At 70.3% G+C, this 17,770-nt stretch carries 14 protein-coding genes; 9 read left to right on the top strand and 5 right to left on the bottom strand.

The genetic code is table 11. The features are described from left to right. Positions 1-3: 3 nt before the first annotated feature. The 4 genes from ACZ4TR_RS26875 to ACZ4TR_RS26860 are packed head-to-tail and all read right to left on the bottom strand — an operon-like array spanning position 4 to position 5,220. Positions 4-1,602 carry an acyl-CoA carboxylase subunit beta gene (locus ACZ4TR_RS26875; RefSeq protein ID WP_465289529.1) on the bottom strand — a complete coding sequence of 533 codons (1,599 nt, stop codon included), beginning with the start codon at positions 1,600-1,602 and terminating at the stop codon, positions 4-6. Next, positions 1,599-2,747, bottom strand: coding sequence for an acyl-CoA dehydrogenase family protein (locus ACZ4TR_RS26870; protein WP_465289528.1), 1,149 nt, complete (start codon positions 2,745-2,747; stop codon positions 1,599-1,601). Before ACZ4TR_RS26870 ends, ACZ4TR_RS26875 begins: the two co-directional genes overlap by 4 nt. Beyond that, positions 2,744-4,432: an acyclic terpene utilization AtuA family protein gene (locus tag ACZ4TR_RS26865; protein WP_465289527.1), complete on the bottom strand. Its 1,689-nt coding sequence runs from the start codon at positions 4,430-4,432 to the stop codon at positions 2,744-2,746. The genes ACZ4TR_RS26870 and ACZ4TR_RS26865 overlap by 4 nt, the downstream gene beginning before the upstream one ends. Continuing rightward, positions 4,429-5,220 carry a TIGR03084 family metal-binding protein gene (locus tag ACZ4TR_RS26860; protein WP_465289526.1) on the bottom strand — a complete coding sequence of 264 codons (792 nt, stop codon included), beginning with the start codon at positions 5,218-5,220 and terminating at the stop codon, positions 4,429-4,431. Before ACZ4TR_RS26860 ends, ACZ4TR_RS26865 begins: the two co-directional genes overlap by 4 nt. A gap of 157 nt (positions 5,221-5,377) precedes the next feature. On the opposite strand from ACZ4TR_RS26860, the gene ACZ4TR_RS26855 reads away from it, so the two are divergent. From ACZ4TR_RS26855 to ACZ4TR_RS26835, 5 genes are all read left to right on the top strand, one after another. Then, the gene (locus tag ACZ4TR_RS26855; protein WP_465289788.1) at positions 5,378-6,217 is read left to right on the top strand and encodes an enoyl-CoA hydratase-related protein; all 840 of its coding nucleotides are present in this window, start codon (positions 5,378-5,380) and stop codon (positions 6,215-6,217) included. Next, positions 6,214-6,819: an acetoacetate decarboxylase family protein gene (locus ACZ4TR_RS26850; RefSeq protein ID WP_465289525.1), complete on the top strand. Its 606-nt coding sequence runs from the start codon at positions 6,214-6,216 to the stop codon at positions 6,817-6,819. The genes ACZ4TR_RS26855 and ACZ4TR_RS26850 overlap by 4 nt, the downstream gene beginning before the upstream one ends. A gap of 267 nt (positions 6,820-7,086) precedes the next feature. Next, a complete protein-coding gene (locus ACZ4TR_RS26845; protein ID WP_465289524.1) occupies positions 7,087-10,023 on the top strand; it encodes a ribonucleoside-diphosphate reductase subunit alpha in 2,937 nt (978 codons plus the stop codon). Between the two features lie 14 nt (positions 10,024-10,037). Further along, on the top strand, positions 10,038-11,111 hold the full coding sequence (locus ACZ4TR_RS26840; protein WP_364517590.1) for a ribonucleotide-diphosphate reductase subunit beta: 1,074 nt from the start codon (positions 10,038-10,040) through the stop codon (positions 11,109-11,111). Positions 11,112-11,201: 90 nt separating this feature from the next. Continuing rightward, the gene (locus ACZ4TR_RS26835) at positions 11,202-12,116 is read left to right on the top strand and encodes an alpha/beta hydrolase (RefSeq protein ID WP_465289523.1); all 915 of its coding nucleotides are present in this window, start codon (positions 11,202-11,204) and stop codon (positions 12,114-12,116) included. 53 nt (positions 12,117-12,169) lie between these two features. Here the strand turns inward: ACZ4TR_RS26835 and ACZ4TR_RS26830 are convergent, their stop codons facing one another. Beyond that, the gene (locus ACZ4TR_RS26830; RefSeq protein ID WP_465289522.1) at positions 12,170-12,574 is read right to left on the bottom strand and encodes a pyridoxamine 5'-phosphate oxidase family protein; all 405 of its coding nucleotides are present in this window, start codon (positions 12,572-12,574) and stop codon (positions 12,170-12,172) included. 82 nt (positions 12,575-12,656) lie between these two features. Between ACZ4TR_RS26830 and ACZ4TR_RS26825 the strand changes: the two genes are divergently transcribed. The 4 genes from ACZ4TR_RS26825 to ACZ4TR_RS26810 all read left to right on the top strand — a co-directional run bounded on the left by ACZ4TR_RS26825 (position 12,657) and on the right by ACZ4TR_RS26810 (position 17,770). Continuing rightward, positions 12,657-13,568: an AraC family transcriptional regulator gene (locus ACZ4TR_RS26825; protein ID WP_465289521.1), complete on the top strand. Its 912-nt coding sequence runs from the start codon at positions 12,657-12,659 to the stop codon at positions 13,566-13,568. 88 nt (positions 13,569-13,656) lie between these two features. Continuing rightward, positions 13,657-15,117: a cytochrome P450 gene (locus ACZ4TR_RS26820; RefSeq protein WP_465289786.1), complete on the top strand. Its 1,461-nt coding sequence runs from the start codon at positions 13,657-13,659 to the stop codon at positions 15,115-15,117. A gap of 237 nt (positions 15,118-15,354) precedes the next feature. Then, a complete protein-coding gene (locus tag ACZ4TR_RS26815; protein ID WP_465289784.1) occupies positions 15,355-17,172 on the top strand; it encodes a putative bifunctional diguanylate cyclase/phosphodiesterase in 1,818 nt (605 codons plus the stop codon). A 136-nt stretch (positions 17,173-17,308) separates the two neighbouring features. After that, complete coding sequence (locus ACZ4TR_RS26810) at positions 17,309-17,770, top strand: peroxiredoxin (RefSeq protein ID WP_465289520.1); 462 nt, start codon at positions 17,309-17,311, stop codon at positions 17,768-17,770.

The raw sequence follows: 17,770 nt of genomic DNA, 5'->3' as shown, positions 1-17,770 counted from the left end.
CACTCACATCCGGAAGACGCCGAAGCCCTCGGCGCCCTTCACTGGTCCATTGTGGATCGCGGACAGGCTCAGCCCCAGCACGGTGCGGGTGTCGCGCGGGTCGATGATGCCGTCGTCGTAGAGCATGCCGGAGAGGAACATCGGCATCGACTCGGCTTCGATCTGGCCTTCCACCATGGCGCGCATGGCCTTGTCGTGCTCCTCGTTGTACTCCTGGCCGCGGCTTTCCGCCGCCGCGCGGGCCACGATGGACAGCACGCCGGCCAGCTGCGCCGGGCCCATCACCGCGGACTTCGCGCTCGGCCACGCGAACAGGAAGCGGGGATCGTAGGCGCGGCCGCACATCCCGTAGTGCCCGGCGCCGTAGGACGCTCCCATGAGGACGGACAGGTGCGGCACCTTCGAGTTCGACACCGCGTTGATCATCATCGCGCCGTGCTTGATGATGCCGCTCTGCTCGTACTCCTTGCCGACCATGTACCCGGTCGTGTTGTGCAGGAACACCAGCGGCGTGTGGATCTGGTTGGCCAGCTGGATGAACTGCGCGGCCTTCTGCGACTCCTCGCCGAACAGCACGCCCTGGGCGTTGGCCAGCACGCCGACCGGGTAGCCGTGGATGCTCGCCCATCCCGTCACGAGCGACGAGCCGTAGAGCGGCTTGAACTCGTCGAAGTCCGAGCCGTCGACGACGCGGGCGATGACCTCGCGCGGGTCGAAGGGCACCTTGAGGTCGGTCGGCACGATGCCGAGCAGGTCCTCGGCGTCGTACAGCGGCTCGGCGTAGTCGGGCTTCGGCGTCGGTCCCTGCTTGGTCCAGTTGAGCCGCTTGATGATGTTCCGGCCGAGGCGGATCGCGTCCTGCTCGTCGACGGCCAGGTAGTCGGCCAGGCCCGAGGTCCGCGCGTGCATCTCGGCGCCGCCGAGCGACTCGTCGTCGGACTCTTCACCGGTGGCCATCTTGACCAGCGGCGGCCCGCCGAGGAACACCTTCGCGCGCTCCTTGACCATCACGACGTAGTCGGACATGCCCGGCAGGTACGCCCCGCCCGCGGTGGAGTTGCCGAAGACCAGCGCGACCGTCGGGCAGCCCGCGGCGGAGGCCCGCGTGATGTCGCGGAAGATCCGACCACCGGGGATGAAGATTTCCTTCTGCGTCGGCAGGTCCGCACCGCCCGACTCGACGAGGTTGATCGACGGCAGCCGGTTCTGCGCGGCGATGTCGGCCGCCCGGAAGCTCTTCTTGGTGGTCCACGGGTTGCTGGCGCCGCCCTTGACCGTCGGGTCGCTGGCCGAGATCAGGCACTCGACGCCTTCGACGACCCCGATACCGGTCACCAGGCTCGCGCCGACGCGGTAGTCGGTGCCCCAAGCCGCCAGCGGCGACAGCTCAAGGAACGGCGAGTCCTCGTCGAGCAGCAGCTCGATGCGCTCGCGGGCCAGGAGCTTGCCGCGCTTGCGGTGGCGTTCGACGTACTTCTCGCCGCCGCCGGCCACGGCCTTGGCCTGCTCGGCGTCGATCTCGGCGAGCTTCTCCAGCATCGCCTCGCGGTTGGCGCCGAACTCGGCGGCCCGCGTGTCCACTGTGGACCTCAAGGTAGTCACGAGGTGTATCCCAATCGCTTCGCGGCCAGGCCGGTGAGGATCTCGGTGGTGCCACCGCCGATGCCGAGGATCCGGACGTCGCGGTAGTGGCGCTCCACTTCGGACTCGCGCATGTACCCGAGCCCGCCGTGCAGCTGGACGGCCTCGTTGACCACCCACTCGGCGGCCTCGACGGCGGTGTTCTTGGCGAAACAGGCTTCGGCGATGACCTCTTCGCCCGAGACGTGCCGGATCGCGGCCTGCCGGGTGTAGGTCCTCGCGACGTCGGTCTTCCGCGCCATCTCGGTCAGTTTGTGCTGCACGACCTGCCGCGAGATGAGCGGGCGGCCGAACGTCTCGCGCAGCCGGCACCAGTCCAGCGTCAGGTCGAGGGCGCGCTGGGCGTGCGCGTACGCCTGCACGGCCAGGGAAAGCCGTTCGGTGACGAACTGGGTGGCCACCTGCGCGAACCCGCTGTTCTCGGTGCCCACCAGGTTCTCCACCGGCACCCGGACGTCCACGTAGAACAGCTCGGCGGTGTCGGAGCAGAGCCAGCCCATCTTCTCGAGCTTGCGCGACACCGTGAACCCGGGTGTCCCGCGTTCGACGACGATCAGCGAAAGCCCGTGCGCGCCTTCGCCTCCGGTGCGCACGACTGTCGTCACGAAGTCCGCGCGGCAGCCGGAGGTGATGTAGGTCTTGGCACCGTTGATGACGTACTCGTCGCCTTCGCGCACGGCGGTGGTCCGGATCCCGGCTACGTCCGAGCCGCCGTCCGGCTCGGTGACGGCCAGGGAGCCGATCTTGTCGCCGGTCAGCGTCGGGCGGACCCAGCGTTCGAGCTGGACCGGGTCGTTCGCCTCCGCGATGTGCGGGACGGCGATGCCGCAGGTGAACAGCGACGCGAACAGCCCGCCGGAGCCGCCCGCGTAGTGCATTTCCTCGGCGACGACGAGCGCGTCGAGGTAGTTGCCGTCGCCGCCGCCGATCTCCTCGGGGAACGCGACCCCGAGCAGGCCGAGGTCCCCGGCCTTGCGGTGCAGGTCGCGGGGCAGTTCGCCGGCGCGCTCCCAGTCGTCGAGGTGCGGCAGGACCTCCTGCTCGACGAACTTCCGCACGGTCTTGCGCAGTTCGGCCCGCTCGGGCGTCCGGAACGGATCGGTCACAGGAGCACCTCGGGAACATCGATTTCGCGCGAGCGCAGCCACTCGCCCAGCGCCTTGGCCTGCGGGTCGAACCGCGCCTGCGAAGCGACACCCTCGCCGAGGATGCCTTCGACGACGAAGTTCAGCGCCCGCAGGTTCGGCAGCAGGTAGCGCGTCACCGGCAGGTCGGCCGTCTCGGGCAGCAGCAGCTTGAACTCGGCGACGGTCAGCCGGTGCACCAGCCACCGCCAGGCCTCTTCGGACCGCACCCAGGCGCCGAGGTTGGCGTTGCCGCCCTTGTCCCCGCTGCGGGCACCGACGACGGTACCCAGAGGCACGCGGCGCACCGGCCCGTGGTCCAGGGGTTCGGGCAGGGCGGGCTCGTCCACATCGGACAGGTCTTGAGTGGACACCGAGGGCGCTATGTCGACCCGCATCCCGTCCGGCAGCACCGCGACGTGCGGCACCTTCCCCGCGTCCACATAAGCCGCGGTGTAGACGCCGTACGGCGAGGCGTCGGACGGTGGTGCGGTGACATGGAACCCGGGGTAGCTGGCCAGCGCCAGCTCGACGGCGGCGCCGGTGAACGCGCGCCCGGCGACCTTGGGATCGGCGTCCTTGACGGCGACGTGCAGGAGCGCACTCGCGGCCTGCTCGGTGTCCGCGTCGGCGTGGTCGGTGCGCGCGAGAGTCCAGCGGACGTCGGCGGGCGGCCGGTCCTTCAAGGACGCTTCGAGTTGTTCTCGCACCAGCGCGGCCTTCGCCTCGATGTCGAGTCCGGTGAGGACGAACGTCGTCTCGTTGCGGAACCCGCCGAGGGTGTTGAGCGCGACCTTCAGGGTCGGCGGCGGAGCTTCGCCGCGGACGCCGGAGATGCGGACGCGGTCGGGTCCGTCTTCGGTCAGCGAGAGCGTGTCGAACCGCGTGGTCACGTCGGGTCCCGCGTAGCGCGCGCCGGTGATTTCGTACAGCAGCTGCGCGGTGACCGTGCCGGTGTTCACCACGCCCCCGGTGCCGGGGTGCTTGGTGATGACGCTGGAGCCGTCGGCCTCGATCTCGGCGATCGGGAAGCCCGGCACGCCGAGGGAGTGCTCGGTGAAGAAGGCGTAGTTGCCGCCGGTGGCCTGGGCGCCGCATTCGATGACGTGCCCGGCCGCGACCGCGCCGGCGAGGGCGTCGAAGTCGTCGCGCGCCCAGCCGTAGTGCGCGGCGGCCGGCCCGACGATCACCGAGGCGTCGGTGACGCGCCCGGTGACGACGACGTCCGCGCCCGCGTTGAGGCATTCGACGATGCCCCAGGCGCCGAGGTAGGCGTTGGCGGTCAACGGTTTCCCGAGGTCCAGCTCCTCGGCACGGGCCACCAGGTCGTCACCTTCGACGTGCGCGATCTTGACGTCGAGACCGAGGCGACCGGCCAGCTCCCGGAGCGCGTCCGCGAGCCCGGCGGGGTTCAGGCCACCCGCGTTGGCGACGATCTTGACGCCCTTTTCCTTCGCCAGGCCGAGGTTCTCCTCCATCTGGCGCAGGAACGTCTTGGCGTAGCCGCGGTTCGCGTCCTTCATCCGGTCGCGGCCGAGGATGAGCATGGTCAGCTCGGCCAGGTAATCGCCGGTCAGGACGTCGAGGGGCCCGCCGGTGAGCATCTCGCGGACTGCGGAAAAGCGATCACCGTAGAAGCCCGAAGCGTTGCCGATGCGATAGGTCATGCGAACTGCCCCGGCTTACGGCCTTCTCCGGGTGGCCCGGCGAAGGCCTGCGCGATGGTCAGCCACTCTTCGACGTCGGCACCGTGGGCGACCAGGTCGGTGTCGGCCGGGTGCCGCCGCTGCGTGACGACCAGGCAGAAGTCCAGCGCGCTGCCGGTGAGTTTCTGCTCGGCCTCCTCCGGGCCGAACGCCCAGGTGGTGCCATCGGGCGCGGTCAGCTCGACGCGGAACTCCTCCGCCGGCGGGGCGAGCGAGCGGGTCAGGAACGCGAAGTCGCGGGTGCGTGTGCCGAAACGCGCGATGTGCCAGAGGCGCGCGGTGGGCTCGCGGGTCAGGCCGAGGGCGTCGAAGACGTCCTGGCCGTGCGCCCAGGTCTCCATCAGCCGCGCGGTGACCATGGAGGCCGCGCTCATCGGCGGGCCGTACCACGGCAGCTTCTGCCCGTCCGGCACGGCGGCGAGCGCGGCGGCCAGCGCGGCGCGCCCGGAACGCCAGTCTTCGAGGATCTCGCGCGGCGGGCGCTCGGCCCCGGCCGCGGCGCCGTCGTCGACGTAGGTCTCCCCCGCTTTGAGCAGCTCCTCGACCTCGGCCTGCCAGTCCTCCGGGTGAGCCGCCGCGATCAGGGCCTTCCGGTCGGTCCAGGCCAGGTGCGCGATCTGGTGCGCGATCGTCCACCCCTCGGCGGGCGTGGCCCGCGCCCAGTCCGACGCGGGCAGGTCCGCCACCACGTCGTCGATCGTCCGTGTCTCCGCGTCGAGATCCCCGAGGATCACGCCGAGATCCGCCATCCGCCGCCTCCTTGCGTCCTGGCGCCCAGCGTCGCACCGGCCACCGGAAAAATCAAGCACGCCTGATTGTTTTGCCTGGGGCAGCGAGCGCACTTTCACGTGAAAGTGCGCTATTGACATCTTGCCAGTAGTGGCCGGCTCCAATACGTTCCTCACCATGGCCGACTACGCCGAGATCACCTACGCCGTCGCGGACCGGATAGCCACGGTGACGCTGAACCGCCCGGAGGCGCGCAACGGCTACACGATCCGGATGGCCGACGAGCTCGGCGCCGCCATGGACCGCGCGGACCGCGACGAGGACGTCCGCGTCGTCGTGCTGACCGGCGCGGGCCCGGACTTCTGCGTCGGCGCCGACCTGTCGCAGGGCGGCTTCGACTTCGACCCGGCGACCGGGCCGGACGCCGCGTGGCAGGAGCCCGCCGGCCGGTGCTCGAAGCGGATCTTCACGATGAACAAGCCGGTGATCGCGGCCCTGCACGGCGCGGCCGTCGGCGGCGGCGTCACGATCACGCTCTCGTGCGACTACCGGCTCGCCTCGGAAGACTCACGCTTCGGCTTCGTGTTCACGCGGCGCGGCATCTACCCCGAAGGCGCGTCGGCGTGGTTCCTCCCCCGGCTCGTCGGCATGGGCACCGCGCTGGACTGGATGATCAGCGGCCGGGTGTTCCCCGCCGCCGAAGCCCTCTCAAAGGGACTGGTGCACCAGGTGTTCCCGACCGGCACCGTGCTCGACGAGGCGTACAAGCTGGCGCGCGAAATCGTGGAGAAGACCGCGCCGGTGTCGGTCGCGGTGACCCGCCGGCTGCTCTACCGGATGGCGAGCGCCGAGTCGCCGTTCCCGGTGCACGAACTCGACTCCCGTCTCATCGGCGGGCTGGGCGCGAGCCCGGACGCCGTCGAAGGGGTCATGTCGTTCCTGCAGAAGCGGCCGCCCGCGTTCGGCATGCGCGTCGACAAGGACCTGCCCCCGTATCTCCCCTGGTTGGAACAATGAGCCTCTACCCGCCGCAGCCCTGGAACCTGACCGCCGACGCGCACGTGTCGATCTGGCGCGTCCCGCCTTCTCGGCTGCCCGCGTTGCCGCCCGGCACCGAGCCGTTGCGCGTGGCCGGCCACGCGTCGGTGTTCACGGCGTGGATCGACTACACCCCGCCCGGGCAGATGGCCTACCACGAACTCCTTTCCGCGGTGGCGATCAAGGCCCGGCGGGTGTCCTGCTCGATCACCGAGATCTGGGTCGACAGCGAGGCATCCCTGGCGGGCGGCCGCGAGCTGTGGGCGATCCCGAAGGACCTGGCGACCCTGGACTTCACCGGCGGCCGCACGTTCCAGGCCACGGCGGCAACGGCGGACGACTGGATCGCGACGGCGGCGTTCAAGCCCCGGCCCGCCTTGCCGCTGCGCGTGCCGACATCGTTCGAGGTGGTCCAGGAACGCGACGGCCTCCTGCGCACCCCGGTCGGCGCGAAGATCCGGCCACGCCCGGCGTCGGCGGACTGGAGCTTCAACCCGGACGGCCCGCTCGGCTACCTCGCCGGGCGCCGGCCGGTGACGAGCCTGGAGCTCCCGAAGTCGGAGCTGCGCTTCGGCTCCTGACCGGCTGCGAAAACCTACCCGCGGAACCCCGCAATCGCGCGTTGAAGTGCTTCTCTGGGTGATCACGCAATCCCGTCAGAGTGAACTCGCGACACGCCATCTGGGGGCCCGTGCGGGCGGGCACCCCTACATGTAGTCTCTGGGAACCGGCAGGCCCCAGCGACGGGGAGACCGCTGCGCAAGACCTGCCAAGCAGCCTGGAAAACACCTGCGCACGGCCTCATGACGCCGTGTGGCGATCGAACGCGCCCAAATTTGGAGACACGCATGTCAGTCGAAACCGGTCAGCGGCCCTCCGCCGCCGACACATCCACCGCGATCCGGGTCATCCGGCGGGACGGCAGCGTGTCGCCGTTCGACGCCGGGAAGATCTCGGTCGCGCTGACCAAGGCGTTCCTCGCGGTCGAGGGTGGCGACGCCGCCGCGTCCTCCCGCGTGCACCACGTCGTCGCGGAGCTGACCCAGCAGGTGGAGACCACCCTGCTGCGGCACGCCGGCCCCGAAACCGCCCTGCACATCGAGCAGATCCAGGACATCGTCGAGCTCGCCCTCATGCGCGGCGAGCACCACAAGGTCGCCCGCGCGTACGTCCTCTACCGCGACGAGCGCAGCAAGGCCCGCGAGGCCGCCAAGCCCGCCACCACCGAGGTCGCGCTGAACGTCAAGGGCGCCGACGGCGTCCTGCGCCCGCTCGACTGGGCCCGCGTGTCCCACGTCGTGGGCGAGGCCGTCGCCGGCCTCGAAGACGTCAGCGCCGAGCCGGTGCTGGCCGAGGCCAAGCGCAACCTCTACGACGGCATCAGCGCCGACGAGCTGGCCCTGGCCCAGGTCCTGGCCGCCCGCGTACTGGTCGAGCAGGAGCCGAACTACTCCTACGTCTCCGCCCGGCTGCTGCTGGACAAGCTGCGCGGCGAGGCCCTGAGCTACCTCGCGAAGAAGCCGCGCCAGGCCAGCCAGGACGAGATGGCGGCGGAGTACCCCGCGTACTTCCGTGCCTACCTGCGCCGCGCGGTCGAGCTGGAGCTGGTCGACAGCGAGCTGCTCTCGTTCGACCTCGACAAGATCACCGCCGCCATCGAAGCCAAGCGTGACCTCGACTTCGGCTTCCTCGGCCTGCAGACGCTCTACGACCGGTACTTCCAGCACCACGACGGCACCCGCTTCGAGCTGCCGCAGGCGTTCTTCATGCGCGTCGCGATGGGCCTGGCGATCCGCGAGGACGACCGCGAAGCCCGCGCCATCGAGTTCTACGAGCTGCTCTCGACGTTCCACTTCATGGCGTCCACCCCGACGTTGTTCAACTCGGGCACCACGCGCGCCCAGCTGTCGTCCTGCTTCCTGACCACGGTGGACGACGACCTGGACTCGATCTTCCAGGCGTACAAGAACAACGCGCTGCTGGCGAAGTACTCGGGCGGCCTCGGCAACGACTGGACCCCGGTCCGCGGCCTCGGCGCGCACATCAAGGGCACCAACGGCCAGTCGCAGGGCGTCGTGCCGTTCCTCAAGATCGCCAACGACACCGCGGTCGCGGTCAACCAGGGCGGCAAGCGCAAGGGCGCGGCGTGCGCGTACCTCGAGACCTGGCACGTGGACATCGAGGAGTTCCTCGACCTGCGCAAGAACACCGGTGACGACCGCCGGCGCACCCACGACATGAACACCGCGAACTGGGTGCCGGACGAGTTCCTCCGCCGCGTCGAGGCCAACGCCGAGTGGACGCTGTTCTCGCCGAACGAGACCCCGGACCTGCACGACCTCTACGGCAACGAGTTCTCCGCCCGCTACCGCGAGTACGAGGCGATGGCCGACCGCGGCGAGATCAAGGTGTTCCGCCGGATCCGCGCGGTGGAGCTGTGGCGCCGCATGCTCACCATGCTGTTCGAGACCGGCCACCCGTGGATCACGTTCAAGGACCCGTGCAACCTGCGCTCGCCGCAGCAGCACGTCGGCGTCGTGCACTCGTCGAACCTGTGCACCGAGATCACGCTGAACACCACCACCGACGAGGTCGCGGTCTGCAACCTCGGCTCGGTGAACCTGCTCAAGCACGTCACCCCCGAGGGCCTGGACACCCAGCGCCTCGAGAAGACCGTGCGCACGGCCGTCCGCATGCTGGACAACGTGATCGACATCAACTTCTACACGATCCCGGAGGCGCGCCGCTCCAACCTGCGCCACCGCCCGGTCGGCCTGGGCATCATGGGCTTCCAGGACGCGCTGTTCGAGATCGGCGTCCCGTTCGCCTCCGACGAGGCCGTGAAGTTCGCCGACGTCTCCATGGAGCACCTCTCCTACTACGCGATCTCGGCGTCGACCGACCTCGCCGAGGAGCGCGGGCAGTACCAGTCGTTCGAGGGATCGCTGTGGAGCAAGGGCATCCTGCCGATCGACTCGATGCAGCTGCTCATCGACGCCCGCCGCGGTGACGGCCTCGACGTCGACCTGTCGTCCACCTTGGACTGGGCGCCGCTGCGCGAGCGCGTCAAGACCGTCGGCATGCGCAACTCCAACGTGATGGCGATCGCGCCGACCGCGACGATCTCCAACATCTCCGGGGTCGGGCAGTCGATCGAGCCGCTGTTCCAGAACCTGTTCGTCAAGTCGAACATGTCGGGCGACTTCACCGTGGTCAACCCGCACCTGGTCAAGAGCCTCAAGGCCCGCGGCCTGTGGGACGAGGTCATGGTCAGCGACCTCAAGTACTTCGACGGCAGCCTCGGCCGGATCGACCGCGTGCCGGACGACCTGAAGGCGCTGTACGCGACGGCGTTCGAGATCGAGTCGAAGTGGATCGTCGACGCCGGTTCGGTGCGCCAGAAGTGGATCGACCAGGCGCAGTCGCTGAACCTCTACATCGCGGCGCCGAGCGGCCGCAAGCTCGACGAGCTGTACCGCTACGCGTGGCACAAGGGCCTCAAGACCACGTACTACCTGCGGGCGCAGTCCGCGACGCACGTGGAGAAGAGCACCCTGCGCGGCACCGACGGCAAGCTGAACGCCGTCTCGGCCACCCCGGCCCCGGCAGCTCCCGCGGCGGCTCCGGCTCCCGCGCCGGCGCCCACCGCCGCGGTCCCGGCCGTGCCGGCGACCCCGGCTCCGAAGCCGGAGTCCAAGGAACTGCCGAAGATGGACGTGGACTTCGTCGCCACCGAGGGCGCCGCCTGCCGCATCGACGACCCCGACTGCGAATCCTGCCAGTAAGGAACCTGAGGAACATGACCAACGTGGAGACCACGGACGCGACCGGCCTCGGGGAGATCGAGGTCGGCGCCGCCCGGATCAACGTCGACGACAAGCGCATGATCAACGCGCGCGCCGACGTCAACCAGCTGCTGCCGATGAAGTACACGTGGGCCTGGGAGAAGTACCTGGCCGGCTGCAACAACCACTGGATGCCGACCGAGGTCGCCATGCAGGCCGACATCGCGCTGTGGAAGTCGAAGGACGGCCTCACCGAGGACGAGCGGCAGATGCTCAAGCGCAACCTGGGCTTCTTCGCGACCGCGGAGTCCCTGGTGGCCAACAACATCGTGCTCGCGGTGTACCGGCAGATCACCAACCCCGAGTGCCGCCAGTACCTGCTGCGCCAGGCGTTCGAGGAAGCCGTGCACACGCACACCTTCCAGTACATCTGCGAGAGCCTCGGCCTGGTCGAGGGCGAGCTGTTCAACATGTACCGCGAGGTCCCGTCCATTTCGGACAAGGACGCGTGGGCGCTGAAGTACACGCAGCACCTGGAGGACCCGGACTTCAAGACCGGGACGCCGGAGGCCGACACGGCGTTCCTGCGTGACCTCGTCGCGTTCTACGTGATCTTCGAGGGCATGTGGTTCTACACCGGCTTCGCGCAGATCCTGTCGCTCGGCCGCCGCAACAAGATGGTCGGCATCGCCGAGCAGTACCAGTACATCCTGCGCGACGAGTCGATCCACCTGAACTTCGGCATCGACTGCATCAACCAGATCAAGATCGAGAACCCGCACCTGTGGACGCCCGAGTTCCAGGAAGAGGTCCGCGGGATGCTGAAGGAGGCGTGCGAGCTCGAGGTCAAGTACGCGCGCGACACGATGCCCCGCGGCATGCTCGGCCTGTCGGCGCAGCTGTGCGAGCAGTACATGCACTTCATCACCGACCGGCGCGCGCAGCAGATCGGCCTCCAGCCGATCTTCGGCGAGACCGAGAACCCGTTCCCGTGGATGTCCGAGGCGATGGACCTGAAGAAGGAGAAGAACTTCTTCGAGACCCGCGTCATCGAGTACCAGTCGGGCGGCGCGCTCGACTGGGACTGATCTCCCGATCGAGTTCCTGCCTGGGAAGGATTCTTCCCAGGCAGGAACCCGCGGCTTTTGCCGGTCCCATCCCGGGTCGATGGTGGAGACATGACCACCACCGTCACCTTCACCAGCGCCGGCATCGACATCGCCGCCCACCTCTACGTTCCCGACGGCGCCGACGGCCCGCTTCCGGCCCTCGTGGTCGGCCACCCCGGCACCGGCGTCAAGGAGCAGACCTCCGGAACCTACGCGAGCCTGATGGCCGAGCGGGGCTTCGTGACCCTCGCCTTCGACGCCGCCCACCAGGGCGAGTCCGGCGGCCTGCCGCGCGGGCTGGAGGATCCCGCCCAGCGGATCGAGGACTTCAAGGCCGCGGTCTCCTTCCTCACCACCCGGCCCGAGGTCGACGCCGGCCGGATCGGCCTGCTGGGCATCTGCGCCTCCGGCGGCTATTCGCTCGCCGCCACCGGCGGTGATCACCGGGTCAAGGCCGTCGCGACGGTCTGCACGGCCGAGCCGGCCCGCCAGTTCCGCTACGGCGCCGACGGCACCCAGGACCCGGCCGTCTTCCAGGGGCTGCTGGACGCCGCCGCGCAGGCACGCACCGCAGCCGCCCGCGGCGAGGACCCCGGCGTGCTGACGATGTTCCCCGAGACCGCCGCGGAAGCCGGCGCGCTCGGCGGGCAGCACGGCATCGAAGGCTGGGAGTACTACTGCGGCGCCCGCGGCCACCACGAGCGCTCGGCGAAGTTCCTCACCTGGGACAGCGTCGACAAGATGGCCGCGAGCGACGTCTTCCACGCCGTGCCGCTGATCGGCCCGCGCCCGATCCTGCAGATCCTCGGCGAGCGCGCCGTCACCGCCTGGATGGGCCTGGAAGCCCACCGGCGCGCCACCGGCCCGGCGGAGATCCACTGGATCGAGGGCGCGAGCCACGTCGATCTCTACGACAAGCGCGAGTACATCGACCTCGCGGTCGGCAAGCTCACCGATTTCTTCACCGTCGCCCTGGACAAGTGACCCCGCCTCGGGCCCGCTGCCTGTCAGCCACCCCCGCGCCCGAAAGCCGTAGGTCAGTAGGCGTAGCGGTGGACGGTTTCCGGGTGCAGGACCAGGCGGACCTGGTCCACCGCCAGGATTCCGGCCAGGTCCGCGGCCCGGGCCGGGTCGTCGAGGTCCCAGTAGCGCGCCGCCAAGCGGGACGCCAGGTCGTGCGCTCCGTCGGGTTCCACCGTGACGCGGCCCGCGACCGAAACCCACCGTTCGCGCTCCCCCACCGGCGCCGCGACCACCAGGGACGCGCGGGGGTCGCGGCGCAGGCGCCGCACCTTGGGTGCGTCCGGTTCGGTGAACAGCTGGATCGTGCCGTCGGTCGCGGCCTCGAACCACACCGGCCGCGGCTGCCCCGCCGCCACGGTCAGGAACCCGTGCAGGGGCCGCCGGAGGAACTCGAGGTCCTGATCAGTCAGAACGGTCATGACGTCGAGTCAACCCGATCGGCTCGGACGCGCCCATGGGCGAGACCCCGGAATGCCTGCGTGATCGTCTAATCTCGGGGACGTGGACGCGTTCGGTGACCTGCGGGCGCACGGCTCGCTGTTCGGCAGCTCGACCCTCTCGCCGCCTTGGGCGCTGCACTTCGTCGACGGCGCGCCGCTCACCTTGTGCACCGTCCTCACCGGGGGCGGCTGGATCGTGCCCGAGCACGGCGCGCCGGAACCGCTGCGCGCCTACGACACGGTCGTCGTGCGCGGACCGGAGACCTTCACCTTCGTCGACGAGGTCGGCACCCCGGCCGAACCGGTCGCGTGCGGCGAGCACTGCGCGGCGCCCGAAGAGGGCGGGACCCGGCACCGGCGCGGTTGGCACGACCCCGGCGACGGCGCGACGACGCTGATCGTCGGCGCCTACCCGGCCGGCGGTGAGGTCGGCGCCCGGCTGCTGGACGCGTTGCCCGCCGTCCTGCGCGTCGGCGGCGGGGGCACGGGGGACGCCGTGCTGGACCACCTCGCCGCCGAGGTCGCCGTCGACGCGCCCGGTCAGCAGGTGGTGCTCGACCGGCTGCTCGACTGGATGCTGGTCTGCACGCTGCGCGAATGGTTCGACCGGCCGGGCGGCGAACCCCCGGCCTGGTGGACCGCCCAGCGCGACCCGGTGGTCGGCCACGCGCTGCGCCTCCTGCACGCCGACCCGGCCGCGCCCTGGACGGTCGGGAAGCTGGCCGGCCACACCGGCGTGTCCCGGTCGACGCTGGCCAAGCGGTTCGCCGACCTGGTCGGCGAACCGCCGCTGACCTACCTCACCCGCCGGCGCATGGCGCTCGCCGCCGACCTGCTCGCCGAGCGGGAAGACCGGACCGTCGCGGAGGTCGCCCGCACCGTCGGGTACGCCGACGCCTTCGCGTTCAGCGCCGCGTTCAAGCGGGTCCGCGGCACGAACCCGAGCGAGTTCCGCCGCGCCGCAGCGCGCTGAGAAGCCACCCGAAAAGAGGACACCCGAACCTGTTGTCACATCGTCAACAAGGGTGCATCGTGAAGGGGTCACCGATCTCAGCGGGGAGATGGTCACTTTGCCGGGCACCGTGAGCCGAGCCACCGAAGCACTGCGCGAACGCGTGCCGCCGCTGACTTCGCTCCCCCTCCCCCGGCGGGTCGACGAACGCTGGCTGCACTCGCGCTGGCCCGTCAAGGAGCTCGCGACGCCGCCCGCCGGCAGCGGCCTCAAGCCCGTCCTCGGCGACGAAGGGCCGCCGGTCGTCGGGCACATGCTCGAGATGATGCGCTTCGGCCCCGCGTTCGGCCTGCGCCGCCACGAGCTCTACGGCCCCGTGTCGTGGACCGGCGGCTTCGGCCGGAAGATCGTCGCGCTGTCCGGGCCGGAGGCGACGCAGATCGCGCTCGTCAACAAGGACAAGGCGTTCTCGCAAGAAGGCTGGAAGTTCTTCATCGAGAAGTTCTTCGAGCGCGGCCTGATGCTGATGGACTTCGGCGAGCACCACCTGCACCGCCGGATCATGCAGGAGGCGTTCACCCGGCAGCGGCTCATCGGCTACGTCGGCGAGATGGGCCCGGCGCTGCGCGAAGGCGTCGCGAGCTGGGGGTCGGCCGAGCGGCCGCGGCTGTACTGGGCGCTCAAGCAGCTGACCCTCGACGTCGCGACGCGCGTGTTCATGGGCATGCGCAGCGGCGCCGACGCCCACCGGATCAACCGCGCGTTCGTCAGCTCCGTGCGCGCCGGCACCGCCCTGGTGCGCTTCCCCATGCCCGGCGGGCGCTGGTCGGCGGGCCTGCACGGGCGGAAGGTCCTCGAGCGCTACTTCAGCGAAACCCTGCCCGCCAAACGGAAGTCGGACGGCGACGACCTGTTCACCGCGCTCTGCCACGCCACCACCGAGGACGGCGACCGCTTCACCGACACCGACATCGTCAACCACATGATCTTCCTGATGATGGCCGCGCACGACACGACGACGATCACCAGCAGCGCCATGGCGTACTACCTCGCCAAGCACCCCGAGTGGCAGGAACGCGCCCGCGAGGAGTCCCTCGCCCTCGGCGACGACCTCCTCGACATCGACGCCGTCGACCGGCTGGAAACCCTCGACCTCGTCATGAAGGAAGCGCTGCGGCTGGTCGCCCCGGTGCCGTCGCTGACCCGCCAGACCGTCAAGGACACCGAGGTGCTCGGCCACTACCTCCCGGCGGGCACGCTGTGCGGTGTCTCGCCGACGGTGAACCACTTCACGCCGGAGTGCTGGACGAACCCCTTCGCGTTCGACCCGGAGCGGTTCGCCGAGCCGCGCCGCGAGGACAAGTCCCACCGGATGGCGTGGATGCCGTTCGGCGGCGGCGCGCACAAGTGCATCGGGCTCCACTTCGGCGGCCTCGAGGTGAAGTTGCTGATGCACGAAATGCTGCGGGCCCACCGCTGGTCGGTTCCGGACGGTTACACCGCGAAGTGGGACTACGTCTCCCTGCCGGTGCCCGCCGACGGCCTGCCGGTGCGCCTGACGCCTCGGTGACCGCGGTACCGTCCACCACTGCATACACCGAGTGACATAAAGTTACCTCCTGTGGAGATTCGTTCACTCGTTCAGCCGGTAGACACCCCGTGACACACATGATGGCGTGGCATCGGTCGCGGGCGAGGGGCACCCGGTGTGGCTCGCTGATCCCCGGCACCGCGGCTGACCTGGCCCGACCTGTGCGTGAAGAGGTGAAGTGTGCCTGAGTCCGGTGCCGCGCCAGGACTGCTGGACGTGGCGCGCCGGTGGGCGGCGACGTTGGCCGACACCAAAGGAGTAACACTTCCCCTGGAAGAGCTGGAACCGCTGCTGCTGGAGATCGCGCACGACGCGGTCGACCACGCCGGGTCCGGGCACGACGGTGCCCTGCACCGGTTCACCGCGCTCTACGCGGCATCGCCGATGGGGATCGCGCTGGCCGACCCGGACGGCGAGATCGTGGAGGCCAACCTCGCGCTCGGCCAGCTGCTCGGCTGCTCGCCGAACCTGCTGCGCGGCCGCCACCTCACCGACCTCGGCTCCACCGACCACGACATCTCGCGGCTCAAGGCGGGGCTCGAACTGGTGCGGGGCGGCCGTGAGCGCTATCAGGAGCGGATGCTGCTCGACCACACCGAAGACGGGCAGCTCTGGACCGACGTCACCCTCGCCCGGCTGCCCGGCGACCGGCCGGGCTCGGTCTACCCGGTGCTGATGGTGTCCGACGCGAACGAGCTGCACCTGCTGCAGGAACGGCTGCTGCACCAGAACGTGCACGACCCGCTGACCGGGCTGCCCAACGCGTCGTCGTTCACCACGAAGCTCGAAGCGGCGCTCGGCGCCGGCGCGCACGACGACATCGCGCTGATCTACCTCGACGTCGACGGCTTCAAGGTCGTCAACGACGGTCTCGGCGCCGGCGTCGGCGACCAGGTGCTGCGCGGGGTCGCGGGCAAGCTGTCGGCCGTGTTCACCGGCCACCACGACGGGTTCGTCGCGCGGTTGTCCGGCGACGGCTTCGCGGTGCTGCTGCGGGGCGAGCTGTCCGCCGCCGAGGTCGTCGGCCTCGTCGAGCGGGCGCTGGAGGACCTCAACGAGCCGATCTACCTGGGCGGGCACGGCATCGGCGTGAGCGCGAGCGCGGGCATCGTCGTACGCGCGGCCGTCGAGGGTGGCGCCGCGGAGCTGCTGCGGGCGGCCGAGATCGCGCTGCACCGGGCCAAGGAGGCCGGCAAGGCGCAGTGGATGCTGTTCGACCCCGAGCTGGACGCCCGCGACCGCGGCCGCTACCAGCTGGGCGCGGTGATCGCCGGGGCGCTGGAGAACGGCGAGTTCTCGCTCATCTACCAGCCGACGGTGAAGCTCGCCGACCCCGACCGGCTCGCCGCGGTGAACGCGGGCCTGCGCTGGAACCACCCGGAGAAGGGCGAGCTCGGCTCCGACGAGTTCTACCCGCTGGCCCAGACCACGGGCATGACGGTGCCGCTGGGCCGCTGGCTCCTGGCGGAGTCCCTGGCGGCGACGGCCCGCTGGCGGTCGCGCTTCGGCGAGGCGGCGCCGGACGTGTGCGTCCGGTTGCCGACGCGGCTGGCGATCGACCCGGACCTGGTGCTGCTGGTGAAGGAGCAGCTGGACAAGCACGAGCTGCCGGCGCAGGCGCTGCGGCTGTGCACGGACCGCGACTCGGTCCTCGACCCGCGCGGCGAGGTGCTGGACTCGTTCGCGGTGCTGGCCGACCTGGGGACGCAGCTGGTGCTGACCATCTCGGGCTCGGCGGACCTGGAGCTGATCCCCCAGCGCCGGCTGCCCGTCCACCACGTGATCCTTTCGGGCGCGGTGATCGACGCGCTGGACTCGGACTCACCGCCGGAGCCGGCGCTGCGGCACCTGACGCAGCTGGTCACGCGGGCCCGCGAGCTGAACCTCCGGGTCGGGGCGGAAGGGGTCCGGACGCACGAGCAGGCGGCGAGGCTGCGTCAGCTGGGCGTCCTGGCGGCCCGCGGCCCGTTCGTGGCGGACTCGGCCACCGGCGACGAGGTCGACGAGCTCATCGCCCGCCACCCCACCGGCTGACCCGAGCGCCCCAAGGCGGCCTTCGGTGCGTTGGACGCACCCAAGGCCACATTGGGGCGCTGGGGACCAAGCCGGGTTCGGGGTGGCTCCGAAGACCCGGCAGGATGGGTTCTGCCGCCGACGAGAAGGGACCTCCATGGACGCCGGAGACCTCGCCCCCGATTTCACGCTGCCCGACGACCAGGGCGCCGACCGCACGCTGTCGGACTTCCTGGCCACCGGCCCGGTGGTACTGTTCTTCTACCCGGCCGCGATGACCGGCGGCTGCACGGCGGAGAGCTGCCACTTCCGCGATCTGGCCGCCGAGTTCGCCGAGGTCGGCGCGCACCGCGTCGGCATCAGCCCGGACGGCGTCACCAAGCAGCGGCAGTTCTCCGAGGCCAACGGCTTCGACTACCCACTGCTGTCCGATGTGGAGGGTGAAGTCGCGAAGCAGTTCGGCGTCTGGCGGAAGCTGCTGCCGCTGCACGCCAAGCGCGCGACGTTCGTGATTGGCGAGGACCGGAGGATCCTCGAGAAGATCAAGAGCGAGCTGAACTTCACCGTGCACGCCGACCAGGCGCTCAAGGTGCTGCGGGAGCGCAACAAGGTTTCCTGA

The organism is Amycolatopsis sp. NPDC028719, assembly GCF_055565395.1.
This window is presented reverse-complemented; position numbering and strand designations above follow the sequence as displayed.